The organism is Agromyces arachidis, from assembly GCF_052805135.1.
Map to the genome: position 1 here is coordinate 224,497 of NZ_JBRBDK010000004.1, position 13,872 is coordinate 238,368.

11 protein-coding genes are annotated in these 13,872 nt (G+C 74.4%); 4 read left to right on the forward strand and 7 right to left on the reverse strand.

The window, feature by feature from the left end; all coding sequences use genetic code 11:
• The first annotated feature begins 30 nt into the window (after positions 1 to 30).
• From ACUY4T_RS07790 to ACUY4T_RS07800, 3 genes are read left to right on the forward strand one after another with little or no spacing between them, the layout of a single operon-like run.
• Positions 31 to 1,584 carry a purine-cytosine permease family protein gene (locus ACUY4T_RS07790; protein WP_446018351.1) on the forward strand — a complete coding sequence of 518 codons (1,554 nt, stop codon included), beginning with the start codon at positions 31 to 33 and terminating at the stop codon, positions 1,582 to 1,584.
• Entirely contained in the window at positions 1,581 to 2,615 is a 1,035-nt protein-coding gene (locus tag ACUY4T_RS07795) for an agmatine deiminase family protein (protein WP_446018352.1), read from the forward strand. Before ACUY4T_RS07790 ends, ACUY4T_RS07795 begins: the two co-directional genes overlap by 4 nt.
• Complete coding sequence (locus tag ACUY4T_RS07800) at positions 2,612 to 4,363, forward strand: amidase (protein WP_446018353.1); 1,752 nt, start codon at positions 2,612 to 2,614, stop codon at positions 4,361 to 4,363. The genes ACUY4T_RS07795 and ACUY4T_RS07800 overlap by 4 nt, the downstream gene beginning before the upstream one ends.
• A 37-nt stretch (positions 4,364 to 4,400) precedes the next feature.
• On the opposite strand, the gene ACUY4T_RS07805 is transcribed toward ACUY4T_RS07800, so the two are convergent.
• The 6 genes from ACUY4T_RS07805 to ACUY4T_RS07830 all read right to left on the reverse strand — a co-directional run bounded on the left by ACUY4T_RS07805 (position 4,401) and on the right by ACUY4T_RS07830 (position 12,528).
• A complete protein-coding gene (locus ACUY4T_RS07805) occupies positions 4,401 to 5,945 on the reverse strand; it encodes a molybdopterin-dependent oxidoreductase (protein ID WP_446018354.1) in 1,545 nt (514 codons plus the stop codon).
• Positions 5,946 to 6,034: 89 nt separating this feature from the next.
• Positions 6,035 to 6,430: a TM2 domain-containing protein gene (locus ACUY4T_RS07810; RefSeq protein WP_446018355.1), complete on the reverse strand. Its 396-nt coding sequence runs from the start codon at positions 6,428 to 6,430 to the stop codon at positions 6,035 to 6,037.
• A 62-nt stretch (positions 6,431 to 6,492) separates the two neighbouring features.
• On the reverse strand, positions 6,493 to 7,179 hold the full coding sequence (locus tag ACUY4T_RS07815) for an alpha/beta hydrolase family protein (RefSeq protein WP_446018356.1): 687 nt from the start codon (positions 7,177 to 7,179) through the stop codon (positions 6,493 to 6,495).
• 88 nt (positions 7,180 to 7,267) lie between these two features.
• Entirely contained in the window at positions 7,268 to 8,134 is an 867-nt protein-coding gene (locus ACUY4T_RS07820; RefSeq protein ID WP_446018357.1) for a TspO-related membrane protein, read from the reverse strand.
• A 114-nt stretch (positions 8,135 to 8,248) separates the two neighbouring features.
• Entirely contained in the window at positions 8,249 to 9,469 is a 1,221-nt protein-coding gene (locus tag ACUY4T_RS07825; RefSeq protein ID WP_446018358.1) for a carboxylate-amine ligase, read from the reverse strand.
• A gap of 152 nt (positions 9,470 to 9,621) precedes the next feature.
• Positions 9,622 to 12,528 (reverse strand): aminotransferase class III-fold pyridoxal phosphate-dependent enzyme, encoded by a 2,907-nt coding sequence (locus ACUY4T_RS07830; RefSeq protein WP_446018359.1) that lies wholly within the window; start codon positions 12,526 to 12,528, stop codon positions 9,622 to 9,624.
• Between the two features lie 147 nt (positions 12,529 to 12,675).
• Here ACUY4T_RS07830 and ACUY4T_RS07835 point away from each other — a divergent pair, with 147 nt between their 5' ends.
• A complete protein-coding gene (locus ACUY4T_RS07835) occupies positions 12,676 to 12,891 on the forward strand; it encodes a hypothetical protein (protein ID WP_446018360.1) in 216 nt (71 codons plus the stop codon).
• On the opposite strand, the gene ACUY4T_RS07840 is transcribed toward ACUY4T_RS07835, so the two are convergent.
• Positions 12,881 to 13,870 (reverse strand): PLP-dependent cysteine synthase family protein, encoded by a 990-nt coding sequence (locus ACUY4T_RS07840; RefSeq protein WP_446018361.1) that lies wholly within the window; start codon positions 13,868 to 13,870, stop codon positions 12,881 to 12,883. The two genes, ACUY4T_RS07835 and ACUY4T_RS07840, sit on opposite strands and share 11 nt — an antisense overlap.
• Between the last annotated feature and the right edge of the window lie 2 nt (positions 13,871 to 13,872).

Here is a 13,872-nt window from a genome sequence, read left to right on the forward strand (position 1 = left end):
CAATAAAGACACGAACGACGAGGTTCGCCCATGACTCCCACCAGTACCCCGCCCGCGCCCGCCGCGCCGGCGGCGTCCGGCCTCGCGGCATCCGCCACCGTCGCCCCGGCCGCCGACCGCGTCGGCCACGTCGAGCAGCACGGCACCGAGCACGTCCCCGCCTCCGAGCGCCACGGCCGCCCGTCGAGCCTCTTCTGGGTGTGGATGTCGGCGAACGTCGGCTACCTCTACTTCGTCGTCGGCGGCGTGCTGATGCTCCTCGGCCTGCCGCTGTGGGAGGCGCTCGCGATCACGGTCGTCGGCAACCTCTGGTGGGCGCTCGTCGGCTGGCTCGCCGTCAGCGGGCCGGTCTCGGGCTCGCCGAGCGTGTCGATCATGCGCGCCATGTTCGGCATCCGCGGCAACAAGGTCTTCGGCGCCGGCCTCGGCGTGCTCATCGGGCTCTTCTACGAGATCATCAACGTCGCGTTCGCCACGCTCGGGGCGATCGCGCTGCTCGCCCACTTCGGGATCGGGCTGCCGGCCGGCGGCGAGTGGGTCGTGCTGGCCGTCATCGGCGTCCTGAGCTTCGTCATCGGCGTCTACGGCCACGCGACGATCCTCGCGCTCGCGCCGTGGTTCTCGGCCGCGCTCGCCGTGGTGTTCGTCGTGCTCGCGGTGTTCGTGTTCGGCGCGGCCGACTGGACGTACGAGGTCGAGCCGCTGCCGGTCGCCGACCACTGGGCGCTCGTCATGCTCGGCCTCGCGATCGTCGCCTCGAGCCCGCTGTCGTGGGGCATCGGCGCCGACTACGCCCGCTACCTGCCGGCGGACGTCTCCAAGAAGGCCGTCGCCTGGTACACCGCCCTCGGCGGCTTCGTCCCGGCCGTGCTCATCGGTGCGCTCGGCGTCGTCGCCGGCACCGCGATCGACATGACCGACCCCGAGCTCACCATCGGCGAGATCGTGCCCGCGTGGTTCACGCCCCTCTTCCTCGGCATGATCGTGCTCTCGAGCATCACGAACAACGTGCTCGTGGCGTACTCGACCGGCTTCTACGCGCAGGCGCTCGCCGAGCGCATCTCGCGCGCCGCGACCACGATCGTCACCGGCATCGTCGCGACCGCCGCCGCGGGCTGGGTCCTGTTCCTGTCGCCGAGCTTCCTCGACGCCCTCAGCGCCTCGCTCGAGCTCGCGGTCACGGTGTTCGGCCCGCTCGTGTCGATCTACGCTATCGACATCGTGCTGCGCCGCAACCGCTACGACGGCGCCGCGCTCGACGACACGCGCCGCGGCGGCCCGTTCTGGTACCGCGGCGGCGTGTTCCCGCCCGGCGTCGTCGCGATGGTGACCGCCATCACGATCGCCGTGCTGTCGGCGAACACGACCCTCTACGTCGGCCCGATCTCGAACGCCCTCGGCGGCGCCGACCTGTCGGCCCTCGTCGGCCCGGTGCTCGGGGCCGGAATCTACGCCCTGCTGTGGCTGACCACCGACCCGTACCGCGACCCCGCGAAGCGGCCGGGTGTCGCGGCTGCCGCGCCCGCTGCCATCATCGAGACGGATGCCGCGGCATCCGCACGGACGAACGGAGACCACGCATGACCTGGCGCATGCCCGCCGAGACCGCGCCGCACGAGCGCACCTGGATGGCGTTCCCGCGCGAGGGGTTCACCCTCGGCGACTCGGCCGCCGAGCGCGAGGAGGGCTACGCGGCCTGGACCGCCGTCGCCCACGCCGTCGCGGAGTTCGAGCCCGTCACGATGCTCGTCGACCCGACCGAGCGCGACCGCGCCGCTCGCATGCTGGGCGAGGGCATCGCGCAGGTCGAGACGCCCGTCGACGAGTTCTGGATGCGCGACCACGGCCCGACCTTCGTCGTCGACGACGAGCGCCCCGGCGTGCTCGGCGCGGTCGACTGGATCTTCAACGGCTGGGGCGACCACGAGTGGTCCGACTGGCGCAGGTCGGCCGAGCACGCGCGCTTCATCGCCGGGCTCGTCGGCGCCGAGCTCGTCTCGAGCACGCTCGTGAACGAGGGGGGCGGCATCCACGTCGACGGCGAGGGCACCGTGCTGCTGACCGAGACCGTGCAGCTCGACCCGCGCCGGAACCCGTACGCCGACCGCGCCCGCGTCGAGGCCGAGATGGCCCGCACCATCGGCGCGACGAAGGCCGTCTGGCTGCCCCGCGGCCTCACGCGCGACTACGACGAGTTCGGCACCAACGGCCACGTCGACATCGTCGCGACGCTCGCCGCGCCCGGCCGCATGCTGCTGCACCGCCAGGACTCTCCCGAGCACCCCGACTTCGAGGTCACGCGCGAGCTGCGCGCGCAGCTCGCGGAGGAGACGGATGCCGCCGGCCGGCGCTTCGAGATCCTCGACCTGCCCGCCCCGGCCGAGATCCGCGAGGGCGACGGCTTCGTCGACTGGAGCTACGTCAACCACCTGGTCGTCAACGGCGGCGTCATCGCCTGCGGCTTCGGCGACGAACGGGCGGATGCCGCGGCGCGCGACATCCTCGAGGCGGCCTACCCGGGCCGGACGGCCGTGACGGTCGATGCCCGGCCGCTCTTCGCCCGTGGCGGCGGCATCCACTGCATCACGCAGCAGCAGCCGGCGGTGGCGCGATGAACGCGGCATCCGGTTCGCACTCGTTCGACGTCGTCGAGGCGACGATCGCCGACCTCCGCGACGCGCTCGAGTCCGGGCGCGCCACCGCCGTCGGGCTCGTCGAGGCGTACCTCGCGCGCATCGACGCGTACGACGGCCCCGACACGGAGACCGCCCTGAACGCGGTCGTGGTGCAGAACCCCGACGCGCTCGCCGAGGCGCGCGCGTCGGACGAGCGCCGGGCGCGCGGCGAGACCCTCGGGCCGCTCGACGGCATCCCGTACACCGCGAAGGACTCCTACCTGGTGCGGGGGCTGACCGCGGCATCCGGATCGCCGGCCTTCGCCGACCTCGTCGCGCAGCGCGACGCGTTCACGATCGAGCGCCTGCGCGGGTCGGGCGCGATCTGCCTGGGCCTCACGAACATGCCGCCCATGGCCAACGGCGGGATGCAGCGCGGCGTGTACGGCCGCGCCGAGAGCCCGTACAACGCGGAGTACCTGACCGCCGCGTTCGGCTCGGGCTCGTCGAACGGCTCCGGAACGGCGACCGCGGCCTCGTTCGCGGCGTTCGGCCTCGGCGAGGAGACCTGGTCGTCCGGCCGCGCGCCCGCCTCGAACAACGCGCTCTGCGCCTACACGCCCTCGCGCGGGGTCATCTCGACGCGGGGCAACTGGCCGCTCGTGCCGACGATGGACGTCGTCGTTCCGCAGACCCGGACCATGGCCGACCTGCTCGAGGTGCTCGACGTCATCGTCGCCGACGACGCCGAGACCCGAGGCGACTTCTGGCGCACGCAGCCGTGGATCGAGCTGCCGGCGGCATCCGCCGTGCGGCCCGCCTCGTACGCCGCGCTCGCGACCGGCGCCCCGGGTGCGCCGGCCGAGCTCGCGGGCAAGCGCATCGGCGTGCCCCGGATGTACGTGAACGCCGACCCCGAGGCCGGCACGGCCGAACCCGGCGGTACGGTCGGCATCGGCGGTCCCACGGGGCAGCGCATCGAGACGCGCGCCTCGGTGATCGAGCTGTGGGAGGCGGCACGGCGCGACCTCGAGGCGGCGGGCGCCGAGGTCGTGCTCGTCGACTTCCCCGTCGTGTCGAACTACGAGGGCGACCGTCCCGGCGCGCCCACGATCGCGACCCGCGGGCTCGTCTCGCCGGCGTACCTCAAGCGCGAGATCGTCGACCTCTCGGCGTGGGGCTGGGAGGACTTCCTGCAGGCCAACGGCGATCCCGCGCTCTCGACGCTCGCCGGCGTCGACGGCGCACGGATCTTCCCGCAGCCCGAGGGGGCCCTGCCCGACCGCTACACGGGCTTCGACGACGACATCGCGGAGTACCCCGAGTGGGTGCGCGCGCACCCGGATGCCACGTGGCGGGACATGCCCGAGCTCGAGGACGGCCTCCGCGGCCTGGAGGAGACGCGCCGCATCGACCTCGAGCAGTGGATGGACGAGCTCGGCCTCGACGCGGTCGCCTTCCCCGCGGTCGCCGACGTAGGCCCCGCCGACATGGACGTGAACCCCGCCTCGGCCGAGCTGGGCTGGCGAAACGGCGTCTGGGTCGCGAACGGCAACCTCGTGCCGCGCCACCTCGGGATCCCGACCGTGACGGTGCCGATGGGCCTCCTGGCCGACATCCGGATGCCGGTGGGCCTCACGTTCGCCGGACGCGCCTACGACGACACGGCCCTGCTGCGCCTCGGCGCCGCGTTCGAGGCCCTGGCGCCGCGTCGGGTCGCACCGCCGCGCACCCCGCCGCTCGCCTGATCCCGGCGGCCGGGCCGGCCCCGGCGGCCGGGCCGGGTCAGCGGACCTGCACGGCGCGTTCGTGCAGGCCCGTGGCGCCGTCCGGTGCGACCGGTGCGACGTCGGTCGTCTGCACCTCGCCGTCGGCCGAGACGGCGCGCACGCGGAGTGTGTGCCCGCCGGGCTCGGCATCCCACTCGTACCGCCACTGCACCCACGTGTCGCGGGAGATCGCAGTGGCGAGCGTCGCCGGCGCCCACTCGCCGTCGTCGACCTGCACCTCGACGGCGGCGACCCCGACGTGCTGCTGCCAGGCCACCCCGGCGACCACGACCGGGCCCGCGTCGACGGTCGCGCCCTGACGCGGCACGTCGATCCGGGAGGACAGCTTCACCGGCCCGCGTTCGCTCCACCCGCGATCGGACCAGTACGCACGGTCGCGGTCGAAGCGCGTGACCCGCAGTTCGGTCACCCACTTCGTCGCCGAGACGTATCCGTAGAGCCCCGGCACGACCATGCGCACGGGGAACCCGTGCTCGAGGGGCAGCGGCTCGCCGTTCATGCCCACGGCGAGGATCGCGTCGCGGTCGTCCTGCAGCACCTCGAGCGGGGTCGATGCGGTGAACCCGTCGATGCTGCGCGAGAGCACCATGTCGGCGTCGGCGGAGGGGGCCGCGCGGGCGAGCAGTTCGCGGATGGGGTGGCCGAGCCACACCGCCGTGCCGATGAGGTCGCCGCCGACCTCGTTCGACACGCACGCGAGGGTGGTGATGCTCTCCTCCAGCGGGAGGGCGAGCAGGTCGTCCCACGAGAGCTCGAGCTCGCGGTCGACCATGCCGTGGATGCGCAGGCGCCAGTCGGCGGGGTCGACCTGGGGCACGTTCAGCGCCGTGTCGATCCGGTAGAAGTCGCGGTTCGGGGTGATCACGGGCGCCAGACCCGGGATGTCGAGTTCGGCCGAGGCGGGCACGGTCGCCCGCCGGGCGGCGGCCGGAAGGCGCAGCGCGTCGCGGACGGCGACCACCGCGCGCGACCCGGCCGTGAGCGCCGTCGCCCCGATTGCGGCCAGCACGCCGAGCGCCGTCGCGCCTCCGGCCCAGGCGAGGAACCGCCGCCGGTCGAGTGCGCCCGCTCCGGCCTCCGCGGGCGCCTCGTCCGCGGGACGACGTCGCAGCAGCAGCGTGAGCGCGGCCATGGCCGCGATCGCGCCGACCGCGGCGGGCAGGATCGCGAGCATCGACGCGTTCGCCCGGGTCCCCGCGGCGACCGCCCCGAGCACGCCCGCGAACGCGAACAGCCCGCGACCCCACCGCGGATGCCGCGACTCGAGCACGCCGGCCGCGGCGCCGAGCACGGCGAGCACCACGCCGATGCCGACGAGCAGCGCGAGCTTGTCGCCGGTTCCGAACAGGGCGATCGCGGCATCCTTCGCCCAGGGCGGAGCGAGGTCGATCAGCAGCGAGCCGATCGACCCGAAGGGCGACGCCGCCGGCGCGAGGATCGCGGCGGTGAGCTCGCCCGCGCCCGCGCCGATCGCGGCCGCCCCGACGCCCGCCACCGCGGGCAGCACCCACGCGGCGGTTCCGCGTCGCACGACAGGCATGGCCTCAGGCTACGTCCGCCGGGCGCGGCGGCGCCCCGTCATCCGCGCATCGTCAGCACTCCGTAAGGAGTCGGCGCCCGGGCGGCCGGCTAGGACACGCCGGGGATCTGCCCGACCAGGACGGAGAACGCCTGCGTCATGGCGCTCGTCACCCAGCCCAGCAGCACCACGACGGCGGTGACGATCCAGCCGATCGTCTGCTCCTGCCGCGTGCCGATGACGCGACGACCCTCGTGGTCGCGCTGGGCGTTGGCGAGCGTGAGCACGAGGTCGATGAGCCACCAGATGCCGAGGCCCCCGATCGTGAGCAGCTTCAGCACGCCGGTGCCGACCTTGCCCAGGTAGAACCGGTCGACGCCGAAGACCCCGAGCAGCCAGGCGAACAGCCACGTGGCGATGAACGAGCGGTCGGAGGTCGTCGCGGCGGCCGCGCGGGCGACCTGCGGGTTCACGGTGCCCGGCGTGCCGGGCGTGTCAGCGGTCATGGTGCACCCCCTGCCCACGATGCTGCCTCGGCGGGCACGGATGTCGCGAGGCCGAAGGTCCCTCAGTGGGCCGGGCGCGGCCCGATGAAGGCCGCCACCCGCGGCGCGAGCCCGGCGCCGATCTCGGCGGCGGGGCGCCGTGCGCCCTTGACCTCGAACGAGTGGTTGGCGCCATCCACCCACTCGAGCACCGCGGCGGGGCCGATGCGCCGCACGAGCTCGTCGAGCTGCTCGTTCGGGACGGCGAACGGGTCGTTCCGGCCCTGCAGGAAGAGCATCGGCACGCCGTCGAGGTCGGCGAAGTGCTCGTCGCGGGACTTCTCCGGCTTGCCCGGCGGGTGGAGCGGGTAGCCGAGGAAGACCAGGCCCGCCGCGGGCATGCCGTCGGCGACGGCCATCGACGCCATGCGCCCGCCGTACGACTTGCCCGCGGCCCATACGCGCTCGCCCTGCGGCGCCCGGGCGGCTGCGGCATCCGCCACCGCCCGCCACGTGGCGATCGCCACCGGGGGCCGGTCGGGGAACCGGCGGCCGGCCTCGCGGTAGGGGAAGTCGAACCGCAGGGTCGCCACGCCGAGCCCGGCGAGCGCCCGGCAGAAGCCGGTGAGGAACGGGTGCTCCCGGCCGGCGCCCGCGCCGTGCGCGACGACCACGGTCGCCGTGGCGTCGTCGGGCCGCGCGAGCACGGCCGAGACCGTGCCGATGCCGTCGCCCACGTCGACCGTGAGCGGCTCCTCCTCGACGTCCATCACCCCATGGTGCCCCAACGCGGAGGAACCGGGGCGACCCGAATGCGCCCCGGCCCCTCGTGCTGCGCCCCCGCGCAGCGTCTCCCGGTCATGCCGCGGCGTCGGCCCCCACCGAGTCGCCCGCACGTGCGGATCGCATCGCGGCGATCCGCGCACCGAGAGTCACGACGACGACGACCGCGACGGCGATGATCGCGGCGATCCCGGTCGTCGTCGATTCGGGCTGGTCGGTCAGTCGCGCGACGGCGACCCACGCCAGGCCCCAGCACAACGACAGCATCGGGGCGATCCGGCCGCGCCCCCACAGCGCGAGCCCGACGCCGACCGCGGCGGCCGCGGCGACGACGATGACCGCCCACGTCTCGTCGGCGAGGCCCCAGCCCGAGAAGTCTGCGGCGGCCAGCACGGCCGTCGCGTTCGCGGCGGTCGCCACCACGACCCAGCCGAGGTACAGCCCGATCGAGCCGTCGGTGACGACGGCGTCGACGAGGTTCTTCGGCGGCATCCGCCGCAGCTGCACGAACAGCCACGCGAGCACCGCGAGCAGCACGACGATGACGGGCAGGCTCATGCCGAGCAGGTCGAGCTGCACCACGCCGATCCAGACGGCGTTGAGCACGAGCGAGGCGGCGACGGCGTAGCCGATGCGGCGGTGCCGCGCGTCGGCGCGCTGCGCGGGCAGCAGCTGCCAGATCGCGTAGGCGAGCATCCCCGTGTAGATGACGCTCCAGATCGAGAACGCCGAGCGGCCCGGCGCGATCAGCGTCGAGTCGGCGTCGAGCCATCCGCCGGCGGCCTCCTGGATCGGCGTGCCGACGACGGCGCCCGACCCGATGAACGCGGCGACGATGGCGAGCAGGCTCGTTACGAGCACGACCACCTGCCGGACGGTGTCGGCCGCGCCCCCGGAAGCGGCGTGCGTCCGCTCGGGCGCGGTGGTGTGCGTGGTGCTCATCGGATCTCCTCGGGTCGGATCGTCGGTCGATCTGGTGCGCTGACCTCCACGCTAGGCGGGCCGCCGGGTGGGCGCCTCAACCGTTCGGTTGAATCAGCGGATGCCGCCGGCGAGTCAGCGGATGCCGCCGGCGAGGCGGCGCACGCCGGCCTCCGGTGCTCCCGCCCGGCCGGTCGCGGCGGCGAACCGACGGGTCCGCGGCACCGCCGTGATCGTCGCGGCGTAGAGCCGTCGCAGCGCGGGGACGCCGCCCCGCCGCCAGGCGGCGACCTGGCGTGCGGCGCCCGTGCCGTCCAGCAGCAGCCGCTCGATCAGCTCGTGCACGACCGCGCGGTCGCCGGTTCGCTCGAGCGGCTCGGCGAGGTGCCGCTCGAGGCGGCGCACGAGGTCCGGGGCGGGCACGAGGCATCCGGTCGCCGGGTCGAACACGTCGCCGGCGAGCCCGGAGTGGGCGGAGTGGACCGTCGCCGCGCTCAGCAGCTCGGGCGGCACGTCGAGGTCGGGCTCGTCGGCCGGCCGGACCGGCCGGACCCCCGCGGCGGCGGCGAACCCGTCGCGGTCGACCGCGTCGACGGCTCGCAGCACGAGGGCGCGGCAGAGCGCCGCGACGAGCAGGGTGTCGTCGGCGGTGAGCTGGGCGTCGGCGAACCGGAACTCGATGGTCGGCAGGTGCTCCGACAGGCGCACGTTCCAAGCGATGAGCGCGAGGTCGGCCATGCCGCCCATGCCGATCAACTGCCGGATGCGGCGGTCGTAGTCGGCGGCGTCGACGAAGCGCGGCGGGCACCCGGCGGTCGTCCACCGCCGGAGCTGGATGGTGCGCCAGCTCTCGTATCCCGTGTCGTAGCCGCGCCAGAGCGGCGAGTTGCCCGTCATGGCCGTGAGCAGCGGCAGCCAGGGCCGGACGGCGTTCATCGCCGCCACGCCGTGCTCGCGGCCGGGGATGCCGACGTGCACGTGCAGGCCGCTCATCTGGTGGTCGGCGATGACGCCGGCCATGTCGCGGACCACGCGGTGATACCGATCCACGTCGGTGATGGACGGGAACGCGTGCGCGTCGGGCGTGGTGCCGACGCTCGCGACGCAGAGGGCGTGCCGGCCCGCGTCGGCGTCGACCTCGCGGCGGAAGGCGAGCAGCGCCTCGCCCGCCTCGCCCAGGTCGGTGTGCACGTCGGTCGCGTGCTCCACCTGCGAGGCGAGGAACTCGCGGTGCACGCGCGGAGCCCACTCGGGATCGTCGGCGAGGCGCGCGACCACGTCCTCCGCGATGTTCGCTGGCAGCATCTCGTCAGGTGTGAGGAAGAAGAACTCCTCCTCGATGCCGAACGTCGTCATCGTCGCCCCCACGCGCACGGGGGGTTACGGGCCCCCGACCGCTTGCTTGCAGGCTCCGCCGCGCCGACGGCGCTGTCAACCCCTACCGCGGAGGGCGCGGACGTGCTGCGCGGAGCCCGCGCGGTGGGGTCCGAGCGCCCCGCGGCATCCGCTCACCAGCCCTCGGAGAGCACCCGGTCGAGCATCGCGACGAAGAAGTCGGCGCTCTCGCGCGTGACGACCAGCGGCGGCTTCACCTTGAGCACGTTCTGGTGGTCGCCGGTCGGCTGCATGATCACGCCGAGTGTCAGCAGCCGGTCGCAGATCGCCGCGGTCTCCTCGGTCGCGGGTTCCAGCGTGGCGCGATCGCGCACGAACTCGACGCCGAGGTAGAGCCCGAACCCGTGCACCATGCCGATGAGCGGATGCCGCTCCGCGAGCGCCTCGAGCCGCGCCTTGAGGTGCGCCCCGGTCTCGGCCGCGTTCCGCTGGAGCCCCTCGTCGCGGAACGCGTCGAGCACGGTGAGCCCGGCGACGCTCGACGCCGGGCTGCCTCCCGTCGAGGAGAAGAAGTAGCCGCCGGTGCGGTAGCGGGCCGCGATCTCGCGGGTCGTGATGACGGCGCCGAGCGGGTAGCCGTTGCCCGCGGCCTTCGCGACGGCGATGACGTCGGGCACGACGCCCTGCTGCTCGAAGCCCCAGAACCACTCGCCGAGGCGGCCGTACCCGGCCTGCACCTCGTCGGAGATCGCCAGGCCGCCGACCTCGCGCACGGCCGCGTACACGTCGGCGAGGTAGCCGTCCGGCAGGGGGATGCCGCCGGCGTTGCCGGCGAAGCTCTCCGAGATGAACGCCGCGGGCGGCCGACCGGATGCCGCGAGCTCGCGGATCCTCGCCGCGGCCTCGGGGCCGTACCGCCCGGCGTCCTCGCCGCGGTGCACGCCGCGGAACGGGTTCGGCGCGTCGACGGGGTGCACCCAGTCGGGCCGGGTGGCGAGCGCGTTCGGGTTGTCGGCGACCGACGTGCTCACCGCGTCGGAGGCGTACGTCCACCCGTGGTACGCCTCGAGCAGCGAGACGAGGTCGCGGCGGCCGGTCGCCGCCATGGCGACGCGGATCGCGAGGTCGGTGGCTTCCGAGCCGGAATTGACGAGGAACACGGTGTCGAGCGGGTCGGGCGCGAGCGCGGCGAGCCGTTCCGAGAACTCCACGACCGCGCCGTAGTTGAAGCGCGAGTTCGTGTTCAGGGTGCGCAGCTGCTTCGCCACGTCGGCCGCGAGCGCCGGGTGCCCGTGGCCGAGCGGGGTCACGTTGTTGACCATGTCGAGGTACGCGCGCCCGTCGGTGCCGACGAGGTGCTCGCGCCATCCACGTTCGATGCGCGGCGGAGCGTCGTAGTAGTGCTCCTGCACGTCGGCGAACGCGCGGTCGCGGCGGGCGATGAGGCGCGCGGCGTCGTCGGCGGCGTGGGCGCCGTCGGCGAGGGCCGATTCGGGCGCGGCGTCGCCCAGGCCCAGCGCGAGCCCTGGGTCGGCCGTGAGTCGCAGCCACCCGACGGCGTACTCGGGTCGCACGAGGTGCGGGACGCGCGGGCCGTCGGCGGACTCGAGCCGCAGCCGCGCCCGCGTGCGGGCGGGCACGCTGCCGTCGAGGATGATCGCGCCGTCGGCGCCCTCGACGACGAGCCGGAGGTCGCCCTGCGCCGCCTCGACGCGCTGCGATTCGGCGAACCACACGTCGACGCCCGTGGGGATGGTCCCGGGCGAGGCGGCGGAGCGGATGCGCGACTCGGTGAGCCGCGGCGTGCCGCGTTCGAGCCACGCGGCCGGTGCGCCCGCGTCGAGCGCGGCGAGCGCGAGGCGCTCCTCGAGGTCGGGATCGAGCCAGGCGCCGGCGTCGACCGCGTCGGACGTGATCGACACGTCGAGGCGGACGGCGGCGTGCGAGGCGATCCCGGGGGTGAGCGAGAGGCGTGCGCCGTACGACGGGGCGGGCTCGCCGAGGTCGACGCCGAGGTCGTCGGCGATCACGGCCGTCATCACCTCGGCGGGCACCGAGGCGGCCTGCTCGAAGATCCGCCACTCGCGTTCGACGCCCGCCGCGGCGTACTCGTTCGCGCCGCCGTCGATCTGCACCTGCTGCTCGCCGCTGACGACGAGCACGGCCCCGCGCAGCACGACGAGCGGCCAGAGCGCGCGCACCTCGGCGGGCGAGAGCGGCCGCAGCGCGTGGAACGCGCGCACCGCGGGCAGCACCGACGCAGGCTCGGCCCCGTCGTGGTGCAGCACCGACGAGATCGTGATCGCGAGCTCGGAGACCGCCCAGCTCGCGGTGACGTCGCCGAAGTCGATCATGCCGTCGGGCGTGCGGATGCCGCGCTCGGTCGTGCACACCACGTTGTCGTCGGTGAGGTCGAGGTGCACGGCCTGCACGGGGAGGTCGGCCGCGACGACCTGCACGTCGGCCCAGGCGCGCGTCGCGGCATCCGCCACCTGCGCCCGCTTGGCGGGGTCGGGGTGGTAGCCGGCGAGCAGTCCGACCACGCGGTCGGCGTGCCGGAGGTCCCACTGCAGCACGCGGTCGAGGCCGGGGTGCTCGAACCCGGCGAGCGCGAGGCTCGCGTGCGCCGCGAGTTCGCCCATGCGCGCGACGACGGCGGGGGAGAGGTGCGCCGAACCGTTGAGCGTGCCGCCCGGCAGGTACTCGAGCAGCCGGATGGCGAGCGGTCCCTCGCTGGTGTCGGCGGTGACCGAGCGCGGGGTGCCGTCGTCGGCGAGGGTCGTCGTCGCGATGCGCAGGTGCGGCGCGGCGGCCGCGATGCGCGAGGCGGCGTGGTCCTGCGCGTCGAGCTCGGCGGCGGTGAACGCGGGGTTGGTGATCTTCACGACGCCGACCGGCTCGCCGGACCCGTCGCGGGCGAAGAAGTTCTGGTCCTGCTGGCTGCCGAGCGGGTCGAGCCCGAGCTCGAGGCCCCAGCGCGCGCGGGCGATCCCGGCGACCTCGTCGGCGGACAGGTTCGGCGCCGGCAGTTCGCCGGCGTGGAAGAAGTCGAATCCGCTCGGGTTCGCGGGCTGGGTCATGGCGCACCCCTTTCCGCCTCGACCCTAGCCAGAGCGGATGTCGCCGCCGAGCGCCGCCGTGGCGACCTGCGGGCCGTTCGTCCGCCGCGCGGGCGACGCGCGGGCCCGGCGCCCGTGGATGTCGGAGGCCGGACGTACCGTGCTGGCATGACGAACCAGACGCATCCGACGCTCGAGCCGAACGTGCTCGACGAGCCCTGCCTGCGCTGCGGCTCCGCCGCGGTGCGCGTGATCGTGTACGGCCCGCTCGACTTCGAGGTCGAGGCGACGGAGGCCGCGCGCGCCGCCGACGCCGCGCCGATCTTCGACTGCCGCGACTGCGGCTTCGAGTGGGGCGAGTCGGTCCGCGACCTCATGGCCTGATCCGTCGGCAGGCGTAGGGGTCCTCGCCCACGTACTTCAGGCCGGTGTCGCACGAGATCGTCACGACCCGGTGCCCCTCGCCGAGCTCCACCGCGAGGTCGATCGCGCCGCTGACGTTGAGTCCCGTCGAGCCGCCGCCGAAGACGCCCTCCGACCGCGCCAGGCGGCGGCACGTCTCGAACGCCCGCTCCTGGGCGACGACCCGCACGTCGGTGAGCACCGACCGGTCGAGGAACGGCGGGTCGGGGAACACCGCGACCCCCTCCACGTGGTGCGCCCCGCTGACGCCGGCGGTCAGCAGCGGCGCCTCGGCCGGTTCCACCGTCACCACCGCGGGGTCCGCGCCCGCCCGCCGCAGGCCGTCGAGGGCTCCCATCAGGGCGCCGCCCGTGCCCACTGCGGTGCAGAACACGTCGATGTCGCCATCGAGCGACTCGGCGATCTCCGCGCCCATGGGGGCGTACCCGAGGAGCACGTCGGGTGAACCGAACTGGTCGGCGTAGTAGGAACCGGGTCGCGCGGCGAGCTCGTGCGCTCGCCGTCGCATCCGCTCCGCGAGCTCGGTGGTGATCATCCCGTCGACACTCGGCTCGATGAGCACCGTGGCGCCGAACGCCTCCATCGCCTGGCGCTTGCTGTCGGAGAACGCGTCGGAGAACACGGCCGTGAACCGGAGTCCGAGCACCCCGGCGACGAAGGCGAGCGCGGTGCCGGTGCTCCCCCCGGTGAACTCGACGACGGTGTCGCCCGGCGAGACATCCCCGCGGCGCAATGCGCTGGCGAGGAGCGAGACCGCCATCCGGTCCTTGTACGATCCCGTCGGGTTCCCGCCCTCGAGCTTGACCCAGACCTCCGCGGCGCCCTCGGGGACGATCGCCCCGAGGCGCACGAGCGGGGTGCGCCCGATCGCCCCCAGCCCGCCGGCCCGCGGCTGCGCCGCGCGCTCCGGATCAGCGGTCGAGCCGTCGGCGTCGCTCATAT